Annotated in this window: 27 protein-coding genes and 1 pseudogene; 19 read left to right on the top strand and 9 right to left on the bottom strand. The window is 65.5% G+C overall.

Going from position 1 to position 25554, the window contains the following annotated elements:
- The 6 genes and pseudogenes from GGR00_RS13980 to GGR00_RS14005 form a co-directional block, all read right to left on the bottom strand.
- Positions 1-319: pseudogene (locus tag GGR00_RS13980) on the bottom strand (UDP-glucose/GDP-mannose dehydrogenase family protein); the annotation flags it as partial.
- A gap of 64 nt (positions 320-383) precedes the next feature.
- Positions 384-1205 (bottom strand): endo-1,3-1,4-beta-glycanase ExoK, encoded by an 822-nt coding sequence (gene exoK, locus GGR00_RS13985; RefSeq protein WP_055976114.1) that lies wholly within the window; start codon positions 1203-1205, stop codon positions 384-386.
- Positions 1206-1322: 117 nt separating this feature from the next.
- Positions 1323-1724, bottom strand: a complete 402-nt coding sequence (locus tag GGR00_RS13990) for a hypothetical protein (RefSeq protein ID WP_055976116.1) — start codon at positions 1722-1724, stop codon at positions 1323-1325.
- Between the two features lie 6 nt (positions 1725-1730).
- Positions 1731-2723, bottom strand: coding sequence for a UDP-glucose 4-epimerase GalE (galE, locus tag GGR00_RS13995; protein ID WP_244487839.1), 993 nt, complete (start codon positions 2721-2723; stop codon positions 1731-1733).
- On the bottom strand, positions 2720-3730 hold the full coding sequence (locus tag GGR00_RS14000) for a glycosyltransferase family 2 protein (RefSeq protein WP_055976119.1): 1011 nt from the start codon (positions 3728-3730) through the stop codon (positions 2720-2722). Before GGR00_RS14000 ends, galE begins: the two co-directional genes overlap by 4 nt.
- Positions 3731-4042: 312 nt before the next feature.
- Entirely contained in the window at positions 4043-4285 is a 243-nt protein-coding gene (locus GGR00_RS14005) for an exopolysaccharide production repressor protein (RefSeq protein ID WP_162244925.1), read from the bottom strand.
- Between GGR00_RS14005 and GGR00_RS14010 the strand changes: the two genes are divergently transcribed.
- From GGR00_RS14010 to GGR00_RS14025, 4 genes are all read left to right on the top strand, one after another.
- A complete protein-coding gene (locus GGR00_RS14010; protein WP_162244926.1) occupies positions 4266-4637 on the top strand; it encodes a hypothetical protein in 372 nt (123 codons plus the stop codon). The genes GGR00_RS14005 and GGR00_RS14010 overlap by 20 nt on opposite strands.
- A 288-nt stretch (positions 4638-4925) precedes the next feature.
- On the top strand, positions 4926-5600 hold the full coding sequence (locus GGR00_RS14015) for a sugar transferase (protein ID WP_055976124.1): 675 nt from the start codon (positions 4926-4928) through the stop codon (positions 5598-5600).
- A 97-nt stretch (positions 5601-5697) separates the two neighbouring features.
- On the top strand, positions 5698-6951 hold the full coding sequence (locus GGR00_RS14020; RefSeq protein WP_246441379.1) for a polysaccharide biosynthesis/export family protein: 1254 nt from the start codon (positions 5698-5700) through the stop codon (positions 6949-6951).
- A gap of 12 nt (positions 6952-6963) precedes the next feature.
- A complete protein-coding gene (locus GGR00_RS14025) occupies positions 6964-8250 on the top strand; it encodes an O-antigen ligase family protein (protein ID WP_184699750.1) in 1287 nt (428 codons plus the stop codon).
- Here the strand turns inward: GGR00_RS14025 and phnF are convergent.
- Positions 8244-8999 carry a phosphonate metabolism transcriptional regulator PhnF gene (gene phnF / locus GGR00_RS14030; protein WP_055976134.1) on the bottom strand — a complete coding sequence of 252 codons (756 nt, stop codon included), beginning with the start codon at positions 8997-8999 and terminating at the stop codon, positions 8244-8246. The two genes, GGR00_RS14025 and phnF, sit on opposite strands and share 7 nt — an antisense overlap.
- 119 nt (positions 9000-9118) lie before the next feature.
- Here phnF and phnG point away from each other — a divergent pair, with 119 nt between their 5' ends.
- From phnG to GGR00_RS14065, 7 genes are read left to right on the top strand one after another with little or no spacing between them, the layout of a single operon-like run.
- A complete protein-coding gene (phnG, locus tag GGR00_RS14035) occupies positions 9119-9583 on the top strand; it encodes a phosphonate C-P lyase system protein PhnG (protein WP_055976192.1) in 465 nt (154 codons plus the stop codon).
- Positions 9583-10188 (top strand): phosphonate C-P lyase system protein PhnH, encoded by a 606-nt coding sequence (phnH, locus tag GGR00_RS14040; RefSeq protein WP_377863922.1) that lies wholly within the window; start codon positions 9583-9585, stop codon positions 10186-10188. Before phnG ends, phnH begins: the two co-directional genes overlap by 1 nt.
- 1 nt (position 10189) lies before the next feature.
- A complete protein-coding gene (locus tag GGR00_RS14045; RefSeq protein ID WP_184699751.1) occupies positions 10190-11299 on the top strand; it encodes a carbon-phosphorus lyase complex subunit in 1110 nt (369 codons plus the stop codon).
- Entirely contained in the window at positions 11296-12189 is an 894-nt protein-coding gene (locus GGR00_RS14050) for an alpha-D-ribose 1-methylphosphonate 5-phosphate C-P-lyase PhnJ (RefSeq protein ID WP_184699752.1), read from the top strand. The genes GGR00_RS14045 and GGR00_RS14050 overlap by 4 nt, the downstream gene beginning before the upstream one ends.
- Positions 12186-12962: a phosphonate C-P lyase system protein PhnK gene (gene phnK / locus GGR00_RS14055; RefSeq protein ID WP_184699753.1), complete on the top strand. Its 777-nt coding sequence runs from the start codon at positions 12186-12188 to the stop codon at positions 12960-12962. The genes GGR00_RS14050 and phnK overlap by 4 nt, the downstream gene beginning before the upstream one ends.
- Before the next feature lie 3 nt (positions 12963-12965).
- On the top strand, positions 12966-13673 hold the full coding sequence (gene phnL / locus GGR00_RS14060; RefSeq protein WP_184699754.1) for a phosphonate C-P lyase system protein PhnL: 708 nt from the start codon (positions 12966-12968) through the stop codon (positions 13671-13673).
- Positions 13670-14287 (top strand): DapH/DapD/GlmU-related protein, encoded by a 618-nt coding sequence (locus GGR00_RS14065; RefSeq protein ID WP_184699755.1) that lies wholly within the window; start codon positions 13670-13672, stop codon positions 14285-14287. Before phnL ends, GGR00_RS14065 begins: the two co-directional genes overlap by 4 nt.
- Before the next feature lie 67 nt (positions 14288-14354).
- Here the strand turns inward: GGR00_RS14065 and GGR00_RS14070 are convergent, their stop codons facing one another.
- Complete coding sequence (locus GGR00_RS14070; RefSeq protein WP_055976151.1) at positions 14355-15395, bottom strand: Tim44 domain-containing protein; 1041 nt, start codon at positions 15393-15395, stop codon at positions 14355-14357.
- A gap of 294 nt (positions 15396-15689) precedes the next feature.
- Here GGR00_RS14070 and phnC point away from each other — a divergent pair, with 294 nt between their 5' ends.
- The 6 genes from phnC (at position 15690) to GGR00_RS14100 (ending at position 21906) form a co-directional block, all read left to right on the top strand.
- On the top strand, positions 15690-16532 hold the full coding sequence (phnC, locus tag GGR00_RS14075; protein WP_184699756.1) for a phosphonate ABC transporter ATP-binding protein: 843 nt from the start codon (positions 15690-15692) through the stop codon (positions 16530-16532).
- A 91-nt stretch (positions 16533-16623) separates the two neighbouring features.
- Positions 16624-17535: a phosphonate ABC transporter substrate-binding protein gene (gene phnD, locus GGR00_RS14080; RefSeq protein WP_184699757.1), complete on the top strand. Its 912-nt coding sequence runs from the start codon at positions 16624-16626 to the stop codon at positions 17533-17535.
- Positions 17536-17613: 78 nt separating this feature from the next.
- Positions 17614-18564, top strand: a complete 951-nt coding sequence (phnE, locus tag GGR00_RS14085; RefSeq protein WP_246441380.1) for a phosphonate ABC transporter, permease protein PhnE — start codon at positions 17614-17616, stop codon at positions 18562-18564.
- A gap of 4 nt (positions 18565-18568) precedes the next feature.
- On the top strand, positions 18569-19960 hold the full coding sequence (phnE, locus tag GGR00_RS14090; protein ID WP_184699758.1) for a phosphonate ABC transporter, permease protein PhnE: 1392 nt from the start codon (positions 18569-18571) through the stop codon (positions 19958-19960).
- Positions 19961-20060: 100 nt separating this feature from the next.
- Positions 20061-20768, top strand: coding sequence for a DUF1045 domain-containing protein (locus GGR00_RS14095; protein ID WP_184699759.1), 708 nt, complete (start codon positions 20061-20063; stop codon positions 20766-20768).
- Position 20769: 1 nt separating this feature from the next.
- Entirely contained in the window at positions 20770-21906 is a 1137-nt protein-coding gene (locus tag GGR00_RS14100; RefSeq protein ID WP_184699760.1) for an alpha-D-ribose 1-methylphosphonate 5-triphosphate diphosphatase, read from the top strand.
- 55 nt (positions 21907-21961) lie between these two features.
- Here GGR00_RS14100 and GGR00_RS14105 read toward each other — a convergent pair whose 3' ends face one another.
- On the bottom strand, positions 21962-22585 hold the full coding sequence (locus GGR00_RS14105) for a helix-turn-helix domain-containing protein (RefSeq protein ID WP_055976201.1): 624 nt from the start codon (positions 22583-22585) through the stop codon (positions 21962-21964).
- Between the two features lie 119 nt (positions 22586-22704).
- Here GGR00_RS14105 and GGR00_RS14110 point away from each other — a divergent pair, with 119 nt between their 5' ends.
- Complete coding sequence (locus GGR00_RS14110; RefSeq protein WP_184699761.1) at positions 22705-23850, top strand: NAD(P)/FAD-dependent oxidoreductase; 1146 nt, start codon at positions 22705-22707, stop codon at positions 23848-23850.
- 88 nt (positions 23851-23938) lie between these two features.
- Positions 23939-25534 (top strand): ABC transporter substrate-binding protein, encoded by a 1596-nt coding sequence (locus GGR00_RS14115; RefSeq protein ID WP_055976173.1) that lies wholly within the window; start codon positions 23939-23941, stop codon positions 25532-25534.
- Positions 25535-25554 lie beyond the last annotated feature (20 nt).

The raw sequence follows: 25554 nt of genomic DNA on the forward strand, positions 1-25554 counted from the left end.
CGATGGCATCGGCCACCGACAGCACGTATTTGAGGTCGGCCGAGCCGTCCTCGCCCTGCGGCGTGCCGACCGCGATCATCTGGATCTCGCCATGCTTCACCGCCATCGAGGCGTCGGTGGTGAACACGATGCGGCCCGCCGCATGGTTGTCGCGCACCAAGGCCTCCAGCCCCGGTTCGAAGATCGGGATGAACCCCTGGTTCAGCCGCTCGACCTTGGCCGCATCGACATCGACGCAGACAACGTCATGCCCGACCTCCGCCAGCACCGCAGCCTGCACAAGACCGACATAGCCGATCCCAAATACCGTAAGCTTCATCAGGTCCGTTCCTGTTCGTTGATGATGTTGGGGCGCGGACGTGCCGCGCCAGCCTGTCTGCCGCTCACTGCAGCGTGCAGGCGACCGAGCCTTCGAACTGGCAAGGCTCGCCGAGGGCGGTGAAGGCGACGCGGTCGACGGCCATCGTCACCGGCTTGCCCGGATCCGAGAAGGCCCCCATCCATTCGCGCAGCGTGTCGGTGCCCCACAGGCTGAAGAAGATCTTCTGCGGGTGGCTGGGCAGTTGCGACGGCTCGGTCACCTCGTGCACGAGCTGGCCGTTGACGTACCAGCGCAGCCGCTCCTTCTCCCACACGAAGGCATAGTCGTTGAAACCCTGGTCGGCGCCACCAGGCACGTCGACGAGCTTCTCGTCGTTGGACTTGCCGCCGACATAGGCGTTGACCTGCACCTTGGAGGGATCCTTGGTCAGCACCTCGAAATCGATCTCGTCATGCGGCTGTTTGTGCACCGGGCCGATATAGGTGAAAAAGGCCGCATTCAGGCCCGAGCCGGTGCCGCTCTTCATCCGCGCCTCGTAGGTGCCGTAGCTGAAGCGTTCCTTGGTCTGCACCTCGCCGCAGGAATAGTCGCGGTTCTTCAACTGCTTCTTCTCGAAGCTCAGCACCAGGTTGCCGTCGGCGACCTGGACCTGTTGTTTTGACCAGGTGCAGTTCTGGTGCTTGCCGTTGTCCCAGCCGTCGGAGACGAACCAGCGCGAACCGCTCAGCGTGTCGAACGTTTCCACGAAGGACTTGCCCATGGCATCCTGCGCCAGCGCACCGCCCGAAGCGGCAAGCAGGCCCGCCAGCGCGACCGACAGGCGCAAGCCCCATGAGCGGCGGCCGATCCGGCCGGCTGCGTGATGTGTGACGTTTGCGTTCATAGCCAAGTCATCCTTGTGCCTTCGCGCCTCCCGCCCGAGAACCGCATTGCAACTGCCGGCCAGGGGCCTCACCCCGACCGGAAACAACCTCCCATCCTCCCGTAAGATTCTGGCCCGTCAGGGCCGGCGCCGGACCTCCTCCGGCGCCTCAGCTGCCGACGATCCCTCATCGGCCTTGCGACCTTCGTCGACAAACGTGTCCAGCGCATGACGAAGCCCGGCGATGAACTCGGTCTGCCGCCCCAGTGCCTCGATGCGGCGCAGGCAGGTCTTCAGCGATTCCGTCCACCGGTCCATGTCGTCGGCCCGCCGCGACGACGCCTCGGAATTGTCCATCGCCTCGACCAGGAAGGCCGCATTGGCCGAGACGGCCTCGTAGCGGTTCCGGATGCCGGTCCTCTCGGCCTCGATCTCCGAGGTCAGCTGGTCGAGCGAACGTGCCAGCTGTTCGAAGCGGGTCACGTCGGTTTCCCGGTCGCGGTCCGGACTGCGTGTGCGGAAAGCGAAGATCGATGCCATGCCCTTCTACTCCACGTTTGCCCGAGCGTGCCAGTTCCAGGCGCTCGACACAATCGCGGCGAGGTCGTGGCGTGGGGTCCAGCCAAGCACGTGGCGTGCCCTCGAATTGTCGGCGACGAGCGACGGTGCGTCGCCTTCGCGCCGCGGCGCCTGCTCCACCGGGAATGTCCGGCCCGAAACCTGCGCCACCATCGACAGCAATTCCTTGACCGTCGTGCCCTGCCCCGTGCCCAGGTTCAGCGCGACGCTGTCGCCGCCCTCGATCAGGTATTGCACGGCGCGGCTATGCGCGTCGGCAAGGTCCAGAACGTGGATGAAATCGCGGACGCAGGAGCCGTCGCGGGTGTCGTAATCGTCGCCGAACACGCTGAAGCCGGCACGGCGGCCGAGAGCTGCGTCGATCGCCAGCGGGATGGCATGCGTCTCGGGATCGTGGCGTTCGCCGATGCGTCCTTCGGGATCGGCGCCGGCGGCGTTGAAATAGCGCAGCAGCACCGACCGGAAGCCCTCGTAGCGGTCGAGGTCGCGCAACATGTCCTCGACGATCAGCTTGCTGCGGCCATAGGGATTGATCGGCTGCTGCCGGTGCGTCTCGCGCATCGGCGTCTCTTCCGGCTCGCCATAGGTGGCGCAGGTCGAGGAAAACACCAGCCGCTTGCATCCCGCGGCATTGGCGGCGGCAAACAGGTTCAGCGACCCCGCGACGTTGTTCTCGAAGAAGGCGATCGGGTTCCTGACCGATTCCCCGACCTCGATCAGCGCGGCGAAATGGATGACGGCCGCCGGCTGGTACCTGGCGAACACCTCGTCCAGCCGCGCGCGATCCCGGATGTCGCCTTCCTCGAGCGGTCCCCATTTGACGAATTCGGGGTGGCCGTTGCTGAAATTGTCATAGACGACGGGGCGAAAGCCCCTCCGCGCCAGGTCGAGGCAGGTGTGGGAGCCGATATAGCCGCCGCCGCCGACGACCAGAATGTCCTTGATGTCCGATGCTGTCACGTCCGGGCACCTGCGTTCTCGGCCGCCATCAGGTAGCGCAGGCGCGGTTCACGAGCCGGAGACACCGAACCAGAGCCCGTCAACGCATCGAACTTGTCCATGGCCACCCCGCGGACGACCGCCAGGAAGTTGGCGGGCGATGCCATCGCGAACTTCGCTGCCGCTGCCAAGCCGTCGGCCGCCTTGAGGTCGAGGAAACGCCGCAGGCGATACTTGTCGCGCACATGGCGCTCGTGGCGGCGAAGGACGCGCTGGTGTTGCGTCGCCAGTCCGGGTTGCGCCAAAAGCCCGAGATCGGCATCGGCCAGGCGCCGCAGATCCTCGGTGCGGTGCTGGCCGCTCAGCGAATTGGGCCGCACCACCGCACAGTAGCCGCAGGACCTGATGAACTTGAAACGGGCGCCCGCCAGCATGGCCCCGGCGTAGAGCGCATAGTCTTCGCCGAGCCGCAAATTTTCGTCGTAGCCCAGCCCCGTCCGCTCCAGCATCTCGCGCCGCATCACCGGCTTGAGGAAGCCCAGTTCGCCGCGCTGGACGCCGCGGCTGGAAATGTTGCCCGCGATGAATTGCGCGAAATCGAGCTGCGCCGGATCGGCATCGAATTGCGCGATGTCGCCCGCCAGCACGTCGCGCACCGAGGCATGTTCCACGAAGACGATGTTGTCGGCGACAAGGTCCCAGTCATCGCCGGCGACAAGGTTCGCGAACCGCCCGGGCAGGATGAAATCGTCGGCGTCCAGGATGCTGATCAGTGCCGATCTGGAGTTGCGGATCGCCATGTTGCGCGCAAATGAGGGGCCGCGATTGACGTCAAGCCGCAGCACCACAAGGCGGCCGCTGCCATCGTCGGCAGCCCGCGCCACGGCTTCGGTCGCATCGGTCGAAGCATCGTCCACGACCACGACCTCGGCCACTTCGGGCTCCAGCAGCGCCGAAGTGATGGCCGTCGTGATCGTTTCCGCCGCGTTGCGCGCAGCAATGATGACACAGACGTCGGTTCCGCTCACGTCGTTGCCTTTCCGTCTTAGCCCGCCGACGCAAGAGCTATATTGCACCTGCGAACAAGGGAACCCCAACTTTTGTTACGGCGCTTCACCGTTGGGGTCGCAAGGACCCGGTGCCGACCGCCGCGACATGCGGCTTTCCAAGGCTTGTGGGCGTGTCGATTTGATCACGCCAACTAACGCCGCTATCTGCAGCGGTGACATCGCGGCATCACGCGACGGCGGGCGGAGCTGGGCAAGATGATGCTCGGAAAAGCGTCGGCGATTCCCGACAAATCCAGCCGGCGGGCGGCCGTGGATGATGCAGCAACGGCCCTAGTGCGCGCTGCCCTTTGGCGTCAGGTCGTCGGCTGGAACTGCCGGAGTTCCGTCGGCCACTGCCTTGGTGTTCTTGATTTCGGCCGTGTTCGGGCTCGCGCGCAACACCATGGCCAGGATGACAAGGAAGTATCCGACTTGAAGAATCACGGCGCAGGCCAGCACGCGCAGCAAGATCGTGCCCCAGCTGGCAGCATCGAGATAGGACCATAGTGCCACGATGGCGATCACCATCGCCATGCCGAACACGAATTTTGGCAGAGTCATGGCCACTGACCGTCAGGCCCGAGGCATCGGCACTGAATTCGTCACCATGTTGCTTGCAACTCCCCTGGCCCTGAAAGCTCCACCCACATCCGTTCCTTCGACATATTCTGATGCCGGCATGCTGGCTGGCGATCGGCCGCAGGAACGTCATTTCATTATATTGAGCCACCCAGCAGTCAGCAAGCGGAGCCCTGTTTCGCGACGAGTCCTGCCGTCAACCTGGGATGTTGCATTGCACTGTCACAGACAATCGACAGTCTCGCCATTTTTCATTCAAGTCGCCATTATTTCCGAATATTTTGCCTTGTACACGTATGTTTTGTAACATGTTTCATAATCTGACACCCATTTTTAGAATGATTACAAACATGGTTGGAATTTAACCTTTAACATTTCCCACAGATCGACATATTCGATTCTGCTCAAGCATTGAGGCTATGGACATAAAACTGTCGCATTGAAATTTTCTTGTGCACGCCATGCACGGATTTTGGTCATCTACTGATAGAAATATTTCACGCGTCAAAAAAACGTGTGTTGCAGCGCAGCATGCCGGCCATATCCTGTCACAGGGCGATTCTGGGGCGATTTATCGACCAATTGGAGTTGCAGCATGAGGGATCTGGCCAAGTCTACGAGCTTGGAGTTTCCACACGTCGCCACCGACCTTCCCCCTCTGGGTGGTGTGGCCAAGCGCGGATTCGACATCATCGGTGCGGGTCTCGGGATTATCGCATTAAGCCCGTTGTTCCTGCTCATTGCCTTGTTGGTGAAGGCGTCGGACGGCGGCTCCGTGTTCTACGGCCATCGCCGGATCGGCCGTGGCGGGCGTATCTTCCAATGCCTCAAGTTCCGCACGATGGTCCCCAACGGGGATGCGGTCCTTGCTGCCCATTTTCGCAACGACCCGGAAGCCAGGGCCGAATGGGACGCGACGCGCAAGCTCAAGGACGACCCGCGCGTCACGCGTGTCGGCACCGTGCTGCGCAAGCTGAGCCTCGACGAGCTGCCGCAGATCCTCAACATCCTTCTCGGCGACATGAGCATCGTCGGCCCACGCCCCGTGGTCCGCGACGAACTCGACTATTATGGCAAGGCGGTCGTCTTCTATCTCAAGTCGCGGCCGGGCCTCACCGGACTGTGGCAGGTCAGCGGGCGCAACGACGTTTCTTATGACAGCCGCGTCGCGTTCGACCGTCACTATGTCGAGAACTGGTCGCTGGCCGAAGACATCCGCATCATCCTCAAGACGGTCCCGGCCGTCTGCCTGTCGCGCGGCAGCTACTGAGCTTGCCGCAATCGAGGCTGCGCCCACGTGGGGGCGCGCAGCTTCTCCCGCCCGCGGGCTCCAAGAGATCCCCGCGGCCCACGAACGGACGACGACCTTGAACCGAAACCTCGATCCCAATCGCCGCACGCGACGCCTGCTCAGGCTGGGCGGCGCGCTCTGCCTCACGCTGGCCATTTCGGCGTCCACCGCCCTTGCCCAGGACTACCAGCTCGGAACCCAGGACAAGCTGACCATCCGCGTCGTCGAATGGCAGACGGTCGAAGGCGCCTTCCGCGACTGGTCCTCGGTCAGCGGTGAATACACGATCGGGCCGTCGGGCAATCTTTCCTTGCCATTCGTCGGTGAAACGAAGGCCGCGGGCAAGACGACGGCCGAGATCGCCGAGACGATCGGCAAGACGCTGCAGGACAAGTTCGGCCTTTCCGACCGCCCCGAGGCGTCGGTCGAGGTGGCCCAGTTCCGCCCGTTCTACATCTCCGGCGACATCCAGACGCCGGGCCAGTATGCCTATGCCCCCGACCTGACCGTGCTCAAGGCGATCAGCATTGCCGGCGGCATGCGCCGCGGCGCCGACGGCGCCCGTACCGAGCGCGACCTCATCACCGCCGAAGGCAGCCATGCCGTGCTGTCCGACGAGCAGCTTCGGCTGATGGTGACCCGCGCAAGAATCGATGCCGAGCTCGCCGGCAAGACCGAGGTCGAAGCGCCGAAGGAGATCGCCGCCCTGCCGGCGGTACCGGGCATGATCGCCAACGAGACCGCCATCATGGCCTCGCGCCAGAAGAAACTCACCTTGAGGCTGCAGGCGCTCGAGGAGCTCAAGGGCCTGCTCGAACAGGAGATCGTCTCTCTGGGCCAGAAGTCCGAAACCCAGAAGCGCCAGGTGGAGCTCGCCAGGAAGGAGCTCAGCGGCATCGACACGCTGGCCCAGAAGGGCCTCGTGGTGAACACGCGCGTGCTGTCGACCGAGCGCTCAATCGCCGAGATGGAAGGCAAGATCCTCGATCTGGAGACTGCCATGCTGCGGGCCAAGCAGGACATCAGCAAGGCCGAGCAGGAAGCGATCGACCTCAAGAACGACGGCGAGTCCGAACTGGCGGTCGAGCGGCAGAAGGTCGTCGGCGAACTCAACGCCGTCACGCTCAAGCTCGGAATGCAGAAGGGCCTGATCGCCGAGGCAGGCGGCACGGCCCCCGCCGCGGCCGGCACCGAACAGGCGATTTCTTATGTCCTCGTCCGCAAGGACGGCAATGGCAAGAGCAAGGACATCACTGCCGCCGAAGACATGCCCGTCCTGCCCGGCGATGTGCTCAAGGTGAAGCGGATGGGCGACCCGCTCATTCAGTAGCGGCCAGGCGCCATGCGGATCAGGAAATCCACTCTGGTCGAACCCGGCCACAACACGCTCTACGGCGCCTTCGCGGTCGCCGTATCGTTCTTCGTGTTCGCCTATTCGTTCCGCATCGGCCAGATCTCGATCCTGATGTATTATGCGGTCTGGCTCCCGCTGGTCCTTGTCGACTATCGGTTCACGCTCGGCCGCCTCGCCGCATCGCCGCAACTTCTCGCTTTCGCGCTGCTTGCCTGCCTGTCCTATTTCTGGTCCGACGCGCCCGACGTGACCAGCCGGGCAGCGCTCCAGTATCTGTCGCACGTCGTCTGCGCCGTGATCGCGGCCCGGGTGATCGATGCGCGCACCCTGTCCATCGGCGCCATCGCCGGCGTCGCCGTCATCCTCACCTATTCGATGCTCGTCGGCGGCTATGTCTATGACGCGCTCGACGGCACCTACAGCTTCGTCGGCGCATTCGGCTCGAAGAACCAGCTTGGCTTCTACGCCTCGCTGGGTGTGCTCTTCGGCTGCTACTTCGCGCTGTTTCAGACGCGCGGCCGCATCGCCCGCCTGCTTGCGCTGGGCGTCGTCGCACTTTCGGCGGCCTCGCTGGTCCTGTCGCAATCGGCAACCTCGATGCTCGCCACCCCCGCAGCGGTAGCCATGGTCGTCGTCATTGCCGGACTGGAGGCGTTCTCGCCGACCCACCGCCGGATCTTCTTCGCCGCCGGCCTCGTTTTTGCCGGAACGGCGGTGCTGGCGGCGCTCAATGCCGGCGCGATCGACATGGTGCTTGGCGCCTTCGGCAAGGATTCGACGCTGACCGGCCGCACCTATCTCTGGCAGCAGGGCTTCGACGCCGCGGCAAACACGCCGCTGCTCGGCATCGGTTATGCCGCCTATTGGGTCCAGGGCTTCTCCGAGGCGGAGCGGCTGTGGAACGAGTTCTACATCACCTCCCGCACCGGCTTCCATTTCCACAACACCTATATCGAGGCGCTGGTGGAACTCGGCTATGTCGGCGCGGCGATGATCGTGCTGCCGCTGCTCGCCATCCTTAGGCTGTGCATCTCGCGGCTACTCGGCGAAGGCGACTGGATCGAGCCGCTGCTGCAGACGGGCCTGCTTGCCCTGCTGGTCATCCGCTCCTTCTTCGAGGTCGACATCCTCCAGCCCTATGTCATCGGCTCGTTTCTGCTCTACTACTGCTGGGCACGGGCCAAGGAACCGGCAACACGACCGGCCGTGCCGGCTTCACCGGCCCGGCAGGTGGAGTTCGGGCCCGGCGGCGTCGCCGCCCATTACAATCACTGAAGCTCGGTCGAGACGCTGAGCTCCACCCTGTCGGCAACGAAGCGCGTCTCGGCATACTGGATCGGCACGCCCTCGGCATCGACATTGACCGCAACCGCGACCAGCACGATGGCTCCCGCCGACAGCTTGAGGTCGGCAAGATCGGCCGCATCGGCATGGCGGGCGGATACCAGCGTCGACTTGCGGAAATAGTCCTCGATGCCATAGCGCTGGAAAGCGAGCGTGATCGAGCCCGTCTCGGCATAGGCCTCGGCGTAGCCGGGAAACCGCTCCGCATCGAACCAGCTTGTGGCGCGCGACACCGGCCGTTCGTCGGCCTCGCTCAGCGTTTCCAGCCTGACAACGGCCGCGCCTTCCGCAAGGCCGAGCCCTTCCGCCACGCGCCGCGGCGCCGGCTCCACGGCATGGGCGAGCAGGCTGCTGCGCCGATCGCGCGCCTGGCTGCGCAGGCCGGTGGAAAAGCGCGTCCGCGCCGAGATCGGAAAGGAGAGTTTCTGCCGGCTCTCGACGAAGGTCCCCCTGCCTTGCTCGGCCCGGAGCACGCCTTCCTGCACAAGTGCGGCAATCGCGCTGCGCAGCGTGTGGCGGTTAACGCCGAAGCGCTCGGACAGGACCATCTCAGGCGGCAGCTTGCCGTCGCCGCCCAGCGTTCCCGCCGAAATCGCCTGCCGGATCTGGTCGGCGATCTGGCGCCACAGCGCCACCCCGCTCTTGCGCGTCACCGCCTGTTTCTGTCCCTGCCCGCTCAAATCCACCGCCCCTGTTTGCGACCTGTCATGCACCCGTCATGCAGCCTCGCTACAAGCCCGTCGTATGTTGTTCGATTGTATAGAACAATAGACAAATACGAAGTGGAGTGGCGATCGAGATGGACCGACGGCAGGAAAGAGAACTGGAAGCGGAGCGCAAGGCGGCGATGGCGGCCCTCGCCCAAGCGCCGGCCGACGAGCTGAAGCGGCTGTGCGCGGCTGCCGGCATGACGCACGAAGCCGAGATGCTGCGCGGCCCCGAGACCGGCCTGGTGTCGGTGCGCGGTCGCATCGGCGGTGGCGGCGCGCCCTTCAACTTCGGCGAAGCGACGGTGACCCGCGCCACGGCGCGCCTGCCCGGCGGCGAGATCGGCCATTCCTATGCACTCGGCCGCGACAAGGAGAAGGCCAGGCTTTCGGCCATCGCCGACGCGCTCTGGCAGAACCCGACCCGCCGCGCCGAGATCGAGGACAGGATCCTTGCGCCCCTGCGCGCCGCACAAGCCGAAGCCGATGCGATCGGCCGCGCCGAGACGGCGGCCACCAAGGTCGACTTCTTCACCATGGTTCGCGGAGAAGACTGATGGAACAGATGGATGTCATCGACGGCGGTTTCGCCGCACCCGTGTTCGACGCCCAGACCGTCTTCCGTGCGGTCATGGACGCCATGGCCCGACCGGGCACCATCCAGCCGGTCGTCGGGCTCACCCAGCCGCCCGCCCCGCTGTCGGCAACGGCGGGAGCCGTCGCCCTCACGCTGTGCGACCACGACACCCCGCTCTGGCTCGATGCCGGGCTTCAGGTTTCGACGGCCAGGTCCTGGATCGCGTTCCACGCCGGCGCGCCGCTGGCCGCCACACCGGCCGATGCGCATTTCGCCCTCGTCGCCAGTCCGGCCAACATGATCTCGGTCGAGAACTTCGCGCAAGGGACGCAGGAATATCCCGATCGCTCGACCACGCTGGTCCTGCAGGTCGAAAGCCTGACCGAAGGCACACCGCTGCATCTCGAAGGCCCCGGCATCGAGACCTCGGCGACCATCGCGCCCACCCCGCTGCCGCGCCATTTCGTCGAGCAGTGGAAGCAGAACGGCGCGCGGTTCCCGCGCGGTGTCGACGTCATCCTGGCAGCACCCGATGCGGTCGCCTGCCTGCCCCGCACCACCCGCATCAAGACGATGGAGGCCTGACATGTATGTGGCTGTCAAAGGCGGCGAAGCCGCCATCGCCAATGCCCATCGCCTGCTTGCCGACCGTCGCCGTGGCGACCGCTCGGTGCCGGCGCTGCGCATCGACCAGATCGTCGAACAGTTGGCGCTCGGCGTCGACCGCGTCATGTCGGAGGGCTCGCTCTACGACCGCGAGCTGGCGGCGCTCGCCATCATGCAGTCGCGCGGCGACCTGATCGAGGCGATCTTCCTCGTCCGCGCCTACCGCACCACCTTGCCGCGCTTCGGCTACACCAGGCCGATCGACACCGCCGCCATGCAGGTCGAGCGCCGCGTCTCCGCCACCTACAAGGACCTGCCCGGCGGCCAGTTGCTCGGCCCAACCTTCGACTACACCCACCGCCTGCTCGACCCAGAACTGGCAAACGACCCTGCCATCGCGGAACCCGAGCAGCGCGAGGGCGACGGCCAGCGCATGGCGCGCGTGTCCGAAATCCTGGCCCATGAAGGCTTGATCGAAGCCGACGGCGAACTGCCCGAGGACCACCTCACCGGCGACATCACCCGCGAGCCGCTGGAATTCCCGATGGAGCGCGACATCCGCCTCCAGGCGCTGTCGCGCGGCGACGAGGGTTTTCTGCTGGCGCTCGGCTACTCGACCCAGCGAGGTTACGGCCGCAGCCATCCCTTCGTCGGCGAGGTCCGCATCGGCGAGGTCGAGCTCGAGCTCGACGTGCCGGAACTGCCCTTCCCCGTAACCCTCGGCCGCATCCGCGTCACCGAGTGCCAGATGGTCAACCAGTTCAAGGGCTCGGCCAAGGCGCCGCCGCAGTTCACCCGCGGCTACGGGCTGGTCTTCGGCCAGTCCGAGCGCAAGGCCATGGCGATGTCGCTGTGCGACCGTGCGCTGCGCGCCGGCGAACTGGGCGAGGACATCACCGCGCCTGCCCAGGACGAGGAGTTCGTCATCTCGCACTCCGACAACGTTCAGGCGACCGGCTTCGTCGAGCACCTGAAGCTGCCGCACTATGTCGACTTCCAGGCCGAACTCGACCTCGTCCGCCGCATGCGCTCGGAGCACGACAAGCGCAACCAGAGCAACGAAACCGAACAGCGGGAGGCGGCGGAATGAGCACGCCTGCAACAGACATCGCAACCTACAACTTCGCCTATCTCGACGAGCAGACCAAAAGGATGATCCGGCGGGCGATCCTCAAGGGCATCGCCATTCCCGGTTACCAGGTGCCGTTCGCTTCCCGCGAAATGCCGATGCCCTATGGCTGGGGCACGGGCGGCGTCCAGGTGACGGCTGCGATCATCGGCCCCGACGATGTGCTGAAAGTCATCGACCAGGGCGCCGACGACACCACCAACGCTGTCTCGATCCGCGCCTTCTTCCAGAAAGTCGCAGACGTCGCCGTGACCACCGAGACGGCCAAGGCGACGATCATCCAGACCCGCCACCGTATCCCCGAGCATCCGCTGACCGGGGGCCAGACCCTGGTCTACCAGGTGCCGATCCCCGAGCCGCTGCGCTTCCTCGAACCGCGCGAGACCGAAACACGGAAAATGCACGCGCTCGAGGAATACGGCCTCATGCACGTCAAGCTTTACGAGGACATCGCCAGGCACGGCCGCATCGCCACGACCTACGCCTATCCGGTCAAGGTCGAGGGGCGCTACGTGATGGACCCCTCGCCGACGCCGAAATTCGACAATCCGAAGATGCACATGTCGCCGGCGCTCCAGCTGTTTGGCGCCGGCCGCGAAAAGCGCATCTATGCGGTGCCCCCCTTCACCAAGGTCGTCAGCCTCGATTTCGAGGACCATCCTTTCGAGATCCAGACCTTCGACCAGCCCTGCGCGCTGTGCGGGGCCGAGCAGGTCTATCTCGACGAGGTCATCCTCGACGACAAGGGCGGACACATGTTCGTCTGTTCCGACACCGACCATTGCGAGACGCGCCAGGCCTGCGGCCATCGCGGCCACCTCTCGCCCGACATCCTGGAGACTGCCCGATGACCGACGAACCGCTTCTGCGCGTTACGGCGCTGTCCAAATATTACGGTTCGCGCATCGGCTGCGAGGACATCTCCTTCGACCTGTGGCCCGGTGAAGTGCTGGCCATCGTCGGTGAATCAGGCTCGGGCAAGACCACCCTGCTCAACTGCCTGGCAACCCGCCTGCTGCCAACGTCGGGCACTGCCAGCTACCGCATGCGCGACGGCCAATGGCGCGACCTCTACCGCATGAGCGAGGCCGAGCGCCGCTTCCTGATGCGCACCGACTGGGGTTTTGTCCACCAGAACCCGGCCGACGGCCTGCGCATGACGGTGTCGGCCGGCGCCAATGTCGGCGAGCGGCTGATGGCCGTCGGCGACCGCCACTATGGCAACATCCGCTCGACCGCCGTCGACTGGCTCTCCCGCGTCGAGATCGGCGAGGAGCGCATCGACGACGAGCCCCGCGCCTTCTCGGGCGGCATGCGCCAGCGCCTGCAGATCGCCCGCAACCTCGTCACCGGCCCACGCCTGGTCTTCATGGACGAGCCGACCGGCGGCCTCGACGTGTCGGTGCAGGCGCGCCTGCTCGATCTTCTGCGCGGACTGGTGACCGATCTCGGCCTCGCGGCCATCGTTGTCACCCATGACCTCGCCGTCGCCCGGCTGTTGTCGCAGCGCATGATGGTGATGAAGAACGGCCACGTCGTCGAGGCCGGCCTCACTGACCGCGTGCTCGACGACCCGCGCGCGCCCTACACCCAGCTCCTCGTCTCCTCGATCCTTCAGGTGTAAGCCATGGCAACGCCACTCATCGTCTCCGAGGTCGCCAAGGCCTTCACCATGCACCTTCGCGACGGCATCCGTCTGCCTGTCGTCTCCAATGTCTCGTTCTCGGTCCGGGCTGGCGAATGCGCCGTGCTCGGCGGCCCCTCGGGCGCCGGCAAGAGCTCCATCCTGAAGATGGTCTACGGCAATTACGGCGTCGACCAGGGCCAGATCATCGTCGACCACCACGGCCAGCTCGTCGATCTCGCCACCGCCAATCCGCGTACCGTGCTGGCCGTGCGCCGCGACACGATCGGCTATGTCAGCCAGTTCCTGCGTACCGTGCCGCGTGTCTCGGCGCTCGACGTCGTCGCCGAGCCGCTGGTCGCCCGCGGTGTCGCCCGTGACGAGGCGCATGCCCGCGCTGCCGAATTGCTCGGCCGGCTCAACCTGCCGGAGCGCCTGTGGAGCCTGCCGCCGGCCACCTTCTCCGGCGGCGAGCAGCAGCGCGTCAACATCGCCCGCGGCTTCATCACCGACCATCCGGTGTTGCTGCTCGACGAGCCGACGGCCTCGCTCGACGCCACCAACCGCGAGGTGGTGATTTCCCTGATCGAGGAAAAGAAGCTGAAGGGTGTGGCCCTGCTCGGCATCTTCCACGATGCCGACGTGCGCGAGGCCGTCGCTGACCGCATCGTCGACGTCACCGAATTCGCCGCCGGAAAGATTGCAGCATGAGCCGCAAGCTGTCCGAACAGCCCTGGATCCACCCAAGCGCCGAAGTGATGCAGTCGACGCTTGGCCGCTGGACCGAAGTCTCCGAGCGCACCCGCATCAGCGAAAGCTCGCTCGGCGACTATTCCTACGTCATGCAGGATTGCAGCCTGTGGTGCACGACGGTCGGCAAGTTTTCGAACATCGCAGCCAGCGTCCGCTGCAACGCCACCAACCACCCCACCTGGCGGCCGACGCTGCACCACTTCACCTACCGCGCCTCCGATTACTGGGAGGACGCCAGCCACGAGAGCGAGTTCTTCGAATGGCGCCGCTCCAACGCAGTGACCATCGGCCACGACACCTGGCTCGGCCACGGCTCGACGGTGCTGCCCGGCGTCGCGATCGGCGATGGTGCTGCGGTCGGCTCGGGCGCCGTCGTCACCAGGGACGTCGCGCCCTACACCATCGTCGCCGGCGTCCCGGCCAGGCCGCTGCGCGAGCGCTTCGACCGCAGGACGGCCGAGCGTTTCCAGGCGCTCGCCTGGTGGGACTGGGACCACGCCAGGCTGCGCACCGCCCTCGACGACTTCCGCAAACTTTCAGCGGAAGAGTTCCTTGAGAAGAACGGCGGCTAAACGACTCTGCCGCAACAAAAAAGGCCGCGCGGTGCGCGGCCTCTTTCTTTGTCTGGATGAAGCCCGCTCAGGCTTCCTGGATCGCCGAGAGCTGCCAGTCACCGCCGTTCTGGCGCACGAAGGTCCAGAGTTCGGTGGTCTCGGTCGGCTCGTTTTCGTCGCCGTCCACCACTTCGCCCGTGGCCCGGTTGCGGGTGACGTCGATCGACGAATAGTTCAGCGCGGCGGTCGCGTAGTCGCGGTCGCCCTCGCTCCAGCTTTCGGCGATGTCGGCCTGCAACAGCTGGACGTCGGTTACGTCGTTGCGGACGCCGTTCTGCGCGTTGTCGGCCAGCTCTTCCGAGAGATACGAAACCATCTCCGGCGTCACCAGGCGACGCAGCGCCTTGTGGTCCTCGCGGCCGAAGGCTTCCTGCACTTCGGTCAGCAGGCGCTGGAACGTGTCGAGGTCTTCACCGGATACGGTGATGTCCTTGCCGACCGGCTGCTGCTGTGCTGCGTTGGCGCGGCTGCCGCCGATGCTCGGAATGCTGAACGAGCGGCTGCCGCCATTGGCCTTGCCACCTTCGTCGGACGGGGCGGCATCGCGATAGTTGAAGTTGCCGCCGCCCGAATTGAAGTTGCCGCCGCCGGCACCCGCACCGGCCATCGCCGGACCGGACGCCTGCCGCGAGCGGAAGAAGCGCAAGGCGAGCCAGATGGCGCCGCCGATCAGCAGAACCTGCATCAGCATGCCGAACATGCCGGCGAGACCGCCAAAACCCTGGCCCATCAGCATGCCGAACAGGCCGCCCATCAGCAGGCCGCCGATCATCGCGCCGCCGAAGCCGCCCATGAAGCCGGGACGCTGCTGGGCAGCGGCACCCGGACGCGCGGCGTTGGTGGCGGGGTTCGCCGCCTGGCCGGTGTTCGGGGTCATCGACCGCTCCACCGGTGCCGATGGCTGCGGCGCGGTGCGTGTCGGCGGCGCCGACTGGAAGGTGCGCGCTCCCCGGCTGCCGAAGCTGCCGCCGCGTCGCGCGTCGGCCTGGTCGACGGCGACCATGGAGAAGGCAAGGAACAGGCCCGCGAAAAGCGTGGCAAAGCGGGTCGTTCGGGACAATTTCATCGGCGGTTCCTCAATGTGACGTCCGCCCTCATATAATGACTAACAAGTGTAGTGTCAGGGCCGGCGATCAAGTTTTTGCAAAATCTTGGCTAGGACGCACAAACCCCTGATCCGACTCTTTTTCTTTCCGTCGCGCGAACTCGGCCGGCGACGGCGCTCGAGCACGCGTTTTTCGCGCTCCGGACTGTGCATCGTAACAAAACTGACATGGTCCCGACATTGCAGCTTCATGTCCCGGGTCTAGGCCCAAGCCAGAAAGAGGGCGGAAAGCCCTGAAGGGACAGGGAAGCCACGATGCTCGAAATCCGCAACGTCAGCCGCCGCTTCGGCAAGAACGTCGCCGTCAACGGCGTCAATCTCCAGATCCAGCCGGGCCAGATGGTCGGCATCATCGGCCGCTCCGGCGCCGGCAAGTCGACCCTGCTCAAGACCATCAACCGCCTCATCGACCCGAGCCAGGGTTCGATCGTCTTCGACAAGACCGAGGTGTCGTCGTTGCGCGGCCCGGCGCTTCGCCGCTGGCAGCGCGACTGCGCCATGATCTTCCAGCAGTTCAACCTGGTGCCGCGCCTCGACGTCTTGACCAACGTCCTGCTCGGCCGCCTCAACCATCGTTCGACCGGCCTCAACCTGCTCGGCATCTTCTCCCGCGAGGAGCGCATCCGCGCCATCGCCGCACTCGAGCGCCTCGACATCGCCCGCACCGCGCTCCAGCCCGCCGGCACCCTGTCGGGCGGCCAGCAGCAGCGCGTCGCCATTGCCCGTGCGCTGATGCAGGAGCCGAAGCTCATCCTTGCCGACGAGCCGATCGCCTCGCTCGACCCGCTCAACGCCAAGGTGGTGATGGACGCGCTGCGCGACATCAACCTGCGCGAGGGCATCACCGTCATCACCAACCTGCACACGCTCGACACCGCCCGCACCTACTGCAACCGCATCATCGGCATGCAGGGCGGCACCGTCGTCTTCGACGGCGCGCCTGAAGAGCTGACCCGCGAGGCCGTGCGCAAGGTCTATGGCGCCGACAGCGAAGGCGCCGAAATCTCCGAAGCCATCACCTCGACCAGCATCCGCCCGGCCAAGGTCGTGGTTCCCGCATCCGCCGCACCTCTCGAACCGGCCTACGCCCCGGCCTGAGGTCGTTCGCGGTCGCCTCGCCCGCGTCAAGGGCCCGCAATCAGCAACGGAAATGACCTGGCAGGACGCCAGGCCAAACTGGAGACATGCCATGTTCAAGAAAGCACTTCTGGGTGCCGTTTCGCTCGCCGTCCTGGCGATCGGCCAGGCCCATGCCGCCGACGTCAAGGAATTCCGCATCGGCGTGATCGGCGGCGAAAACGAAGCCGACCGCCTGCGCAACTTCCAGTGCGTCGTCGACCAGTTGCCTGCCGTTCTCGGCGTCGAGAAGGTGTCGCTGTTCCCGGCCGCCGATTATGACGGCACCATACAGGGCCTGCTCGGCGGCACGCTCGACTACGCCGAACTCGGCGCGTCCGGCTACGCCAAGATCTACCTGGAAAACAAGGACGCGGTCGAGCCGATCCTGACCACCGTCCAGACCGACGGCGCCACCGGCTACTACACCATCATGGTCGCCAAGAAGGATTCCGGCATCACCAAGCTCGAAGACCTCAAGGGCAAGAAGCTCGGCTTTGCCGATCCGGACTCGACCTCGGGTTACCTGATCCCCGTCACCGCCCTGCCGAAGGACCTCGGCGGCGTTTCCGTCAAGGACTTCGTCGCCGAGACCGGCTTCGGCGGCGGCCATGAAAACCTCGTCCTCGAAGTGCTCAAGGGCACCTTCGACGCCGGCACCACCTTCGGCTCGGGCGTCGGCGAGTTCAAGGACGGCTACACCTCGGGCAATCTCAAGAAGATGGTCGACAAGGGCATCCTCGACATGGACGACCTGGTCGAGGTCTGGAAGTCGCCGCTGATCCCGAACGGCCCGATCGTCGTTCGCACCTCGCTCGACGCCGACATCAAGGCCAAGTTCAAGGACTACATGGTCAAGCTGCCGGAAACCGACCCGGCCTGCTTCTCGGCCATCCAGGGCGGCGACTTCAAGGGCTTCACCGAAGTGACCCCGGAATTCTACCAGCCGGTGATCGACGCCCGCAAGGCGCAGATCGGCAGCTAAGCCCTACGGCCGACATCGACGCGTCGCGGCCAACCCGCGGCGCGTCCCTCTTTGATCCGGGATCGGACGGAACTTTTCATGACTATGCCACTCTCGGAAGCCGGCCTCGCGGTCGAGCGCCACTGGCGCGAACTCGCCGGCCGCCGCCGCCTCTACACTGCCGGCGGGCTGATCTTCCTGCTCGTCGCCCTGTCCGGCTCGCTCTGGTTCGCCAATGAAAGCAACGCCGGCAAGTTCTTCGACCGGCTGCCGCATTTCTTCGACTTCGTCGACCAGATGATCCCGCGCGACGGCTTAGAGGTCTGGCGCGCCTTGTTCGACCTGCCCTCGCCCTACGACGACGGCAGCCTGAAGTTCGACTATCCCGACGGCCGGATGTACCTGTTCGACAGCTCGTTCTACCTGCCCGAATACGTCTACAAGATGCTTGAGACGATCAACGTCGCGCTGGTCTCGACACTGATCGGTTTCGCCTTCGGTTTCCTGCTCTGCTTCCTCGCCGCGTCCAATCTGGTGACCCAGCGCTGGCTCCGCTTCTTCGTCCGCCGCTTCCTCGAGATCCTGCGCGCCTTCCCCGAGATCGTCATTGCCGGCTTCTTCCTCGCCATCCTGTCGATGGGAGCGATCCCCGCGATCATCGCGGTGTCGCTGCACACCATCGGCGCGCTCGGCAAGCTGTTCTTCGAGGTGGTCGAGAACGCCGACATGAAGGCCGACGAAGGCCTGCGCGCCGTCGGCGGCAACTGGCCCGAGCGCGTCTGGTTCGGCATCGTGCCGCAGGTCATGCCCAACTTCCTGAGCTACGCCCTGCTGCGGCTCGAGATCAACGTGCGCGCCTCGACCATCATCGGCGCGGTCGGCGGCGGCGGCATCGGCGAGGCGCTGCGCCTGTCGATCAGCCGCACCCACGAAGCCAAGACCATCGCCATCATCCTCCTCCTGTTCTGCACCATCGTCGCCGTCGACCAGCTTTCCGCCTGGCTGCGCAAGAAGCTCGTCGGCGAGCAGGCCTTCGGCCGCGGGGAATAACATCATGACCAGCCTTTCCACGGCCGACATGCAGTCGATCGCCGACCGTCACCCCGACGTCTTCACCGGCTCCTGGCGCAAGAGCCTGAAGGGCTGGGCGATCGGCGCCGGCCTCGTCGCCTACCTCGTCTTTGCCTGGTGGTTCTTCGCCGTCGGCGCGGTGCTTGCCGGCGGCAACTGGGGCATCGCCGGCACCTATCTCGCCGACTGGGTGTCCTATGAAATCCGGCCGCAGATCGACTTCAAGGACGACCGCCTCGACATCGGCTATCCGCGCTTCGCCTCCTACCGCGCCGACCGCCATCCCGAATGGCTGAGCTTCGACCAGCCCGCGGCGACGGCGGCCGCACCTGCGGCCAACAAGGCTGCCGCCAGCCGCGTCACGGTCGAAATCGACGGCCGCGGCCGCATCGAGATCACGCCGTCCAGCGTGCGGGTGTCGCGTGGCGACGAGACGCTCGACATCGCCGTCGCGCCGGAAAAGAGCATCACCATTGCCGGCGAACTGCCGGCCTGGGCGACGCAAAGGGCCCCCGGCGAAAAGATCACGGTCGATTTCGGCTTTGCCGGCAGCGCCCAGATCGACGCCGACGACGTCAAGATCCGCCACCGTTTCCTCGGATGGGAGAACTTCGTCTTCGACGCCAACTCGCCCTTCTGGGGCAAGTCGACGGGCGAGGTCTTCGCGCTGGTCGTCTCCGGCGACCGCCTCGATCCCAGGAGGTCGAATGCCGCCCTTGCCTGGGACAACATCGTCAACAACTCCGAATGGCAGCATGGCGACGTCTGGACCAAGCTCCTGCAGACCATCGTCATGGCCTTCGTCGGCACATTGTTCGCCAGCCTGCTCGCCTTCCCGCTGGCTTTCCTGGCGGCGCGCAACATCACCCGCAACCGCCTCGTCAACCAGGTCGCCAAGCGCTTCTTCGATTTCCTGCGCTCGGTCGACATGCTGATCTGGGCGCTGTTTTTCACCCGCGCCTTCGGCCCCGGCCCCATCGCCGGCATCTCGGCGATCTTCGTCACCGACACCGGCACCTTCGGCAAACTCTACTCCGAGGCACTGGAAAACATCGACGACAAGCAGCGCGAGGGCATGCGCTCGGTCGGCGCCTCGCCGGCATCGGTCCAGCGCTACGGCGTCGTCCCGCAGGTGCTGCCGGTGCTGATCAGCCAGTCGCTCTACTTCTGGGAATCGAACACCCGCTCGGCCACCATCATCGGCGCCGTCGGCGCCGGCGGCATCGGCCTCAAGTTGTGGGAAGCGATGCGCACCAATTCCGACTGGGAGAACGTCGCCTACATGGTGCTGCTCATCCTTGCCGTGGTCTTCATCTTCGACAATATCTCGACCGCGTTGCGCCACCGCCTGATCGGAGGCAAGTCCAGTCACTGAACTTTTCAGGTCGGCCCTTGCAAAGCCAAGAAACTCGGCCACTACTTCGTCAAACTGTCATGCAAATCATCTATCGGGCGAAAGCCTAGGGAACCGCGCCATGCGCTACGCCGTCTATTTCACGCCAGAGCATGATGATCCGCTGTGCCGCATCGCGGCCGGCTGGCTCGGACGCGATGCGTTCGGCGGCCACGTGACGCCGGCCAGGGCCTTTGGCGACCTGTCGGCTGCCGAGGTCGCGTTCCACACGGCGGCTGCGCGCCGCTACGGTTTTCACGCCACGCTCAAGGCACCATTCCGCCTCGCCGACGATGCCTCCGAGACGTCGCTGGTCGATGCGGTCGCCGCCTTCGCCAGCGACGTTGCTCCCTTCGCCATCCCGCGCCTGATGCTCGCCCGGATCGACAGCTTCTTCGCCCTGGTCCCGGCTGAGCCGCTGCCTGAACTGCAGGGCTTTGCCGGCGATGTCGTCAAGGCGTTCGAGCCGTTCCGCGCACCGCTCACCGACGCCGAGATCGCCCGTCGCAACCCCGAAGCGCTGTCGCCGCAGGAATGCCGCAACCTCAGCCAGTGGGGCTACCCATACGTCTTCGACACCTTCCGTTTCCACATGACCCTGACCGGCCGCGTCGCCGCCGAGGAAGCGGCGCGCGTGCGCAGCGCCATCGAACAATGCCTGGGCAGCGTGCTCGACAGGCCGGTCCCCGTCGACGGGCTGGCGCTGTTCGTCGAGCCGACCGCCGGAGCGCCTTTCGAGGTGCTGAGCTATCATGCCCTGGGCAAGCAAGCCGAGAGAAAGACCGCCTGAGATGACCGACCTAGTCCTGAAAAACGCCCGCATCGTCCTTGCCGACGAGGTGATCGACGGCTCCATCGTCGTCCGCAACGGCAACATCGCCGAAATCTCCACCGGCCCCAGCGCCATCGGCGAGGACATGGCAGGCGACTTCGTCATCCCCGGCCTTGTCGAGCTCCACACCGACCATCTCGAAGGCCACTACGCCCCGCGCCCGCGCGTCCGCTGGAACCCGATCGCCGCCGTGCTCGCCCATGACGCGCAGGTGGCGTCAGCCGGCATCACCACCGTCTTCGACGCTTTGCGGGTGGGCATGGACGAGGATGCCGACATGACCTCGGCCGACATGCGGCTGCTCGCCAACGCCATCGAGGACAGCGTGCGCGCCGACCGCGTCCGTGCCGACCACTTCATCCACCTGCGCTGCGAAGTTTCGGCTGGCGACTGCCAGGAGAGCTTTGCCGTCTTCGACGGCGACGACCGCGTCAAGCTGGCCTCGCTGATGGACCATGCCCCGGGCCAGCGCCAGTTCGTCGATATCGAGACCTATGCCTATTATTACCAGCGCAAGCTCAAGCTGAACGACGTCGAGTTCAAGGCTTTCTGCGACAAGCGCATGGGCGAGTCCGCCCGCAACTCCAGGCCCAACCGCGACGTCATCTCGGCTTCCTGCCATGAGCGCGGCATCGTGCTGGCCAGCCACGACGACGCGACTGTCGCCCATGTCGACGAGGCGATCGCCCAGGGCATCCGAGTCGCCGAGTTCCCGACCACGCTTGAAGCCGCCAATGCCTCCAAGGGCGCCGGCCTCGGCGTGCTGATGGGCGCGCCCAACGTCATGCGCGGCGCCTCGCATTCCGGCAACGTCTCGGCCCGCGCCCTTGCCGAACACGGCCTGCTCGACATCCTGTCGTCCGACTACATCCCGTTCAGCCTGATCCAGTCGGCGTTCTTCCTCGGCGAAGTCGTCGACGGCATCTCGCTTCCCCAGGCAATGGCGATGGTCTCGAAGAACCCGGCGGACGCCGTCGGCCTGACCGACCGCGGCGTCATCGAAGCCGGCCGCCGGGGCGACCTCGTGCGCGTCCGCGTCGACGAGCACGTGCCCGTCGTCCGCACCGTCTGGCGCGAAGGCCGCCGGGTCGCCTGACGTTGCAAGAGTCAAGTTACGGAGAAGCGTAGCACCAGTGCTGCGCTTTTTTGCCTTACGAGCCCAGCGCCTCGTTGTCGTTGAGGCTGAACAGCGTCTTTTCCATATCGGGCTCCTCGCCGGAGCAGACGCACAGCATCTCGGCATCGCCCTCGCCGATCGAGAGATAGGCGTGGCCCATGGTCGAATCGATATAGACGCTTTCGCCCGCCTTCAGCCGCACCGGCGCATACTGGTCGGTGTGGAGTTCGATCTCGCCTTTCAGCACGATCAGGAACTCTTCGCCGGCGTGCCGGGTCAAGGGGCCGAACTCCTCCAGCGTCCGTGCCCGGGCATGGGCCAGGATCGGCACCATGCGCTTCTTCACCAGGTCGGTGGCGAGGTAATGATAATCGTAGTTGCGCGTCAGCTGGCGCAGCGTGTTCACGGGTGACGCAACCGACCGGCGCGTCCGCGCCGAAGGCTGCCTGCTGTCGCCGCTGAGCAGCTCGGTGACGTGGATGCCAAGCCCGGCGCAGACCTGCAGCAGCTTGTCATAGGTCAGCGACATCTGGTCGTTCTCGACCTTCGACAGCGTCGACACCGCCACGCCGGTCAGGTGGCTGACATCCTGCAGCGTCCAGCCATGCTGCTTCCTGAGGCTGCGCAGGCAGTCGCCGAGATTGGGCTGTTCCGACATGGCCATCTCCATCACCGACCTCAGTAGCTAATCGAACTCCCCCAGCACCGCAAGATTCGCCAAAATTTTTCCTATACGCTAAATATTGACCGTATCAGAAAATGATTTTACGGATAGCCATGCACGAAAGTTCCCAACCCAAGAAAGTGATCATCATCGGCGGAGGCATTGCCGGCCTCTCGCTCGCCGCCAGTGTCCAGCAATGGGCGGAGGTGACCGTGATCGAACGCGAAAGCCAGCTCGGCTATCACGCCAGCGGGCGCTCGGCGGCGCTGTTTTCGGAGACCTACGGCAACGCCCTGGTGCGCGCGCTGTCAGTGGCGAGCCGGCAGGCGATCCTCGACGGCGGCTTTGTCGAGCATACCCGCGGCGCCCTGCATTTCGGCGGTCCCGACGATGGCCAGGCCATCGACCGCATGGCCGGGGAGCAGAAGGCGCTGGTGCCGGGCGTGCAGAGGCTGAGTGCCGCCGAAGTGACTGCGCTGGTCCCCTCCATTGCCCCGGAACGCACCTGCGGCGGCGTCTACGAGCCGGACGCCAAGGACATCGACACCGGCAAGATGGTCCAGGCCCAGGCCGCAGCCCTCAAGGCCGCCGGCGGCGCCATCTTGGTGTCATCGGACGTTTTCGAAATCGCGCGCGGTGCCGACGGCTTCCGCGTCACCACCACAACGGGCACCCACGACGCCGACATCGTCGTCAACGCCGCCGGCGCCTGGGTGGACGTCGTCGCTGGACGCGCCGGGCTTTCCGGCCTCGGCTTCAGGCCCAAGCGGCGCACCGCCTTCCTGTTCGACGCGCCGGAGGGCATCGACGCGCGAAAATGGCCGCTTGTCGTCGACCTGCACGAGCGCTTCTACTTCAAGCCCGATGCCGGGCGCCTGATCGGCTCGCTCGCCGACGAGACCGACAGCGAGCCCTGCGATGCCTATCCCGAGGACATCGACGTCGCCACCGCCGCCTACAACATCGAGGAAGCGACCGGCCTGGTGGTCGGCCGCCCGCAGACGCCCTGGGCCGGCCTGCGCACCTTTTCGCCCGACCGCAGCCCGGTTGCCGGCTTCGATCCGCGCCTGCCCGGCTTCTTCTGGCTCGGCGGCCAGGGCGGCTACGGCTTCCAGGTGTCGCTGACGCTGGCCAGGCTGTCGTCCGCCCTGATGCGCGGCGACCCCATTCCAGCCGATCTGGCCGATCTCGGCGTCAGCTACGACGCGCTGTCGCCGCAACGATTTTTAGACCCCTCGCGCGCCGCGGAAACGCGCTGAGGCTCGACACCACCATTCCGCACATCGGTTGGCGCGGGGAGGAGACCCGCCGCGCGGTTACGTCAACAGGAAAGCAGGAAGCTTTGCGATGAAATCCTTGGGTATTCTGCGTACGGCGCTCGTCGCCTCGACTATGCTCTTTGCCGGCCAGTCCTATGCCAAGACGCTGGTCTACTGCTCGGAGGCCAGCCCCGAGACCTTCAACCCGATGATCGGCACCGCCGACTCGACCATGGACGCTGCGGCCAAGACGATCTTCAACCGCCTGGTCGAGTTCAAGCCGGGCACCACCGAGGTCGGGCCGGCTCTCGCCGAGAAGTGGGACGTTTCCGAGGACGGCAAGGTCTACACCTTCCATCTGCGCAAGGGCGTCAAGTTCCACGCCAACGAGAAGTTCACGCCGACGCGCGAGTTCAACGCCGACGACGTGCTCTACACCTTCGATCGCCAGCGCAATGCCGACAATCCCTACCACAAGCTTGCCAACGCGGCTTACGAGTACTTCAACGCGCTCGGAATGGGCGCGATGATCGACAAGATCGAGAAAGTCGACGACTACACCGTGCGCTTCACGCTGAACGCGCCGAACGTCACCTTCCTGCCCGGCATAGCGCTCGACTACCTGTCCATCCTGTCGGCGGAGCAGACCGAAAAGATGGTCGCCGCCGGCACGCCCGAACTGATCGACCAGATGCCGGTCGGCACCGGTCCCTTCATGCTCCAGGCCTACCAGCAGGATGCTCAGATCCGCTACGCCGCCAACAAGGACTACTGGAACGGCGCACCAAAGATCGACACGCTGGTCTTCGCCATCACGCCCGAACCGACGATCCGCGTCGAGCGCATCAAGGCCGATGAATGCCAGGTCGCGGCCCCTCCGCCGGCGGCTGCCGCGGCAGAACTCAAGGGCGATCCCAACATCACCGTCCACAATCTTGAGGGCCAGAACATCGGCGTTCTCGGCTTCAATGTCGAACATCAGCCGCTCGGTGACGTGCGCGTGCGCACCGCGCTCGCCAAGGCCGTCAACCGCGACGCGATCATCGAGTCGGTCTACCAGGGCGCCGGCGCCGTCGCCGGCAGCGTGGTTCCGCCCGCACAGATCGGCGCCGTCAAGGATGCCGGCATCGACTACGACCCCGAGGGTGCCAAGGCGCTACTCAAGGAAGCGGGCCACGAGGCTGACCTGTCGGTCAAGCTCTGGGCCATGCCGGTGTCGCGCCCCTACAATCCCAATGCACGCCGCATGGCCGAGATGATCCAGGCCGACTGGGCGGCAGTCGGCGTGAAATCCGAGATCGTCACCTTCGAATGGGGCGAATATCTTGCCCGCACCGCCAAGGGCGAGCACGACGCCTTCCTGCTCGGCGGCAGCAGCGACAACGGCGACCCCGACAACATGCTGAGCTACCTGCTCTCGTGCGACGGCGTCGCCGGCGGCTCCAACCGTGCGCGCTGGTGCAACCAGGACTTCGAGAAGCTGCTCACGGATGGCCGCGTCAGCGCCGATCCGGCCAGGCGCGCGGAGATCTACAAGCAGGCGCAGGCGATCCTGAAGGCCGAGGTGCCGCTTGCCCCGATCGCCCATTCGGTCGTTTCGATCCCGGTGCGCAACAGCGTCGTCAACTACGTGCTCGATCCGTTCGGCCGGCAGAATTTCGCCGGCGTCGACATCACCGAGTAAGCCGTCCAACAGCCGAGGAG

The sequence above is a fragment of the Aminobacter aganoensis genome (assembly GCF_014206975.1).
GTDB classification, from domain to species: Bacteria; Pseudomonadota; Alphaproteobacteria; order Rhizobiales; family Rhizobiaceae; genus Aminobacter; species Aminobacter aganoensis.

Excerpts from the sequence above, each read along its gene's own strand:
- exoK (WP_055976114.1), bottom strand. The coding sequence starts at position 1,205 with ATGAACGCAAACGTCACACATCACGCAGCCGGCCGGATCGGCCGCCGC.
- GGR00_RS14115 (WP_055976173.1), top strand. The coding sequence starts at position 23,939 with ATGAAATCCTTGGGTATTCTGCGTACGGCGCTCGTCGCCTCGACTATG.
- GGR00_RS13990 (WP_055976116.1), bottom strand. The coding sequence starts at position 1,724 with ATGGCATCGATCTTCGCTTTCCGCACACGCAGTCCGGACCGCGACCGG.
- GGR00_RS14005 (WP_162244925.1), bottom strand. The coding sequence starts at position 4,285 with ATGGCGATGGTGATCGCCATCGTGGCACTATGGTCCTATCTCGATGCT.
- phnE (WP_184699758.1), top strand. The coding sequence starts at position 18,569 with ATGACCAGCCTTTCCACGGCCGACATGCAGTCGATCGCCGACCGTCAC.
- GGR00_RS14070 (WP_055976151.1), bottom strand. The coding sequence starts at position 15,395 with ATGAAATTGTCCCGAACGACCCGCTTTGCCACGCTTTTCGCGGGCCTG.
- GGR00_RS14025 (WP_184699750.1), top strand. The coding sequence starts at position 6,964 with ATGCGGATCAGGAAATCCACTCTGGTCGAACCCGGCCACAACACGCTC.
- GGR00_RS14045 (WP_184699751.1), top strand. The coding sequence starts at position 10,190 with ATGTATGTGGCTGTCAAAGGCGGCGAAGCCGCCATCGCCAATGCCCAT.
- GGR00_RS14105 (WP_055976201.1), bottom strand. The coding sequence starts at position 22,585 with ATGTCGGAACAGCCCAATCTCGGCGACTGCCTGCGCAGCCTCAGGAAG.
- phnC (WP_184699756.1), top strand. The coding sequence starts at position 15,690 with ATGCTCGAAATCCGCAACGTCAGCCGCCGCTTCGGCAAGAACGTCGCC.
- phnK (WP_184699753.1), top strand. The coding sequence starts at position 12,186 with ATGACCGACGAACCGCTTCTGCGCGTTACGGCGCTGTCCAAATATTAC.
- GGR00_RS14010 (WP_162244926.1), top strand. The coding sequence starts at position 4,266 with ATGGCGATCACCATCGCCATGCCGAACACGAATTTTGGCAGAGTCATG.
- phnL (WP_184699754.1), top strand. The coding sequence starts at position 12,966 with ATGGCAACGCCACTCATCGTCTCCGAGGTCGCCAAGGCCTTCACCATG.
- GGR00_RS14100 (WP_184699760.1), top strand. The coding sequence starts at position 20,770 with ATGACCGACCTAGTCCTGAAAAACGCCCGCATCGTCCTTGCCGACGAG.
- GGR00_RS14095 (WP_184699759.1), top strand. The coding sequence starts at position 20,061 with ATGCGCTACGCCGTCTATTTCACGCCAGAGCATGATGATCCGCTGTGC.
- phnG (WP_055976192.1), top strand. The coding sequence starts at position 9,119 with ATGGACCGACGGCAGGAAAGAGAACTGGAAGCGGAGCGCAAGGCGGCG.
- phnE (WP_246441380.1), top strand. The coding sequence starts at position 17,614 with ATGACTATGCCACTCTCGGAAGCCGGCCTCGCGGTCGAGCGCCACTGG.
- GGR00_RS14015 (WP_055976124.1), top strand. The coding sequence starts at position 4,926 with ATGAGGGATCTGGCCAAGTCTACGAGCTTGGAGTTTCCACACGTCGCC.
- phnH (WP_377863922.1), top strand. The coding sequence starts at position 9,583 with ATGGAACAGATGGATGTCATCGACGGCGGTTTCGCCGCACCCGTGTTC.
- GGR00_RS14050 (WP_184699752.1), top strand. The coding sequence starts at position 11,296 with ATGAGCACGCCTGCAACAGACATCGCAACCTACAACTTCGCCTATCTC.
- GGR00_RS14110 (WP_184699761.1), top strand. The coding sequence starts at position 22,705 with ATGCACGAAAGTTCCCAACCCAAGAAAGTGATCATCATCGGCGGAGGC.
- GGR00_RS14065 (WP_184699755.1), top strand. The coding sequence starts at position 13,670 with ATGAGCCGCAAGCTGTCCGAACAGCCCTGGATCCACCCAAGCGCCGAA.
- phnD (WP_184699757.1), top strand. The coding sequence starts at position 16,624 with ATGTTCAAGAAAGCACTTCTGGGTGCCGTTTCGCTCGCCGTCCTGGCG.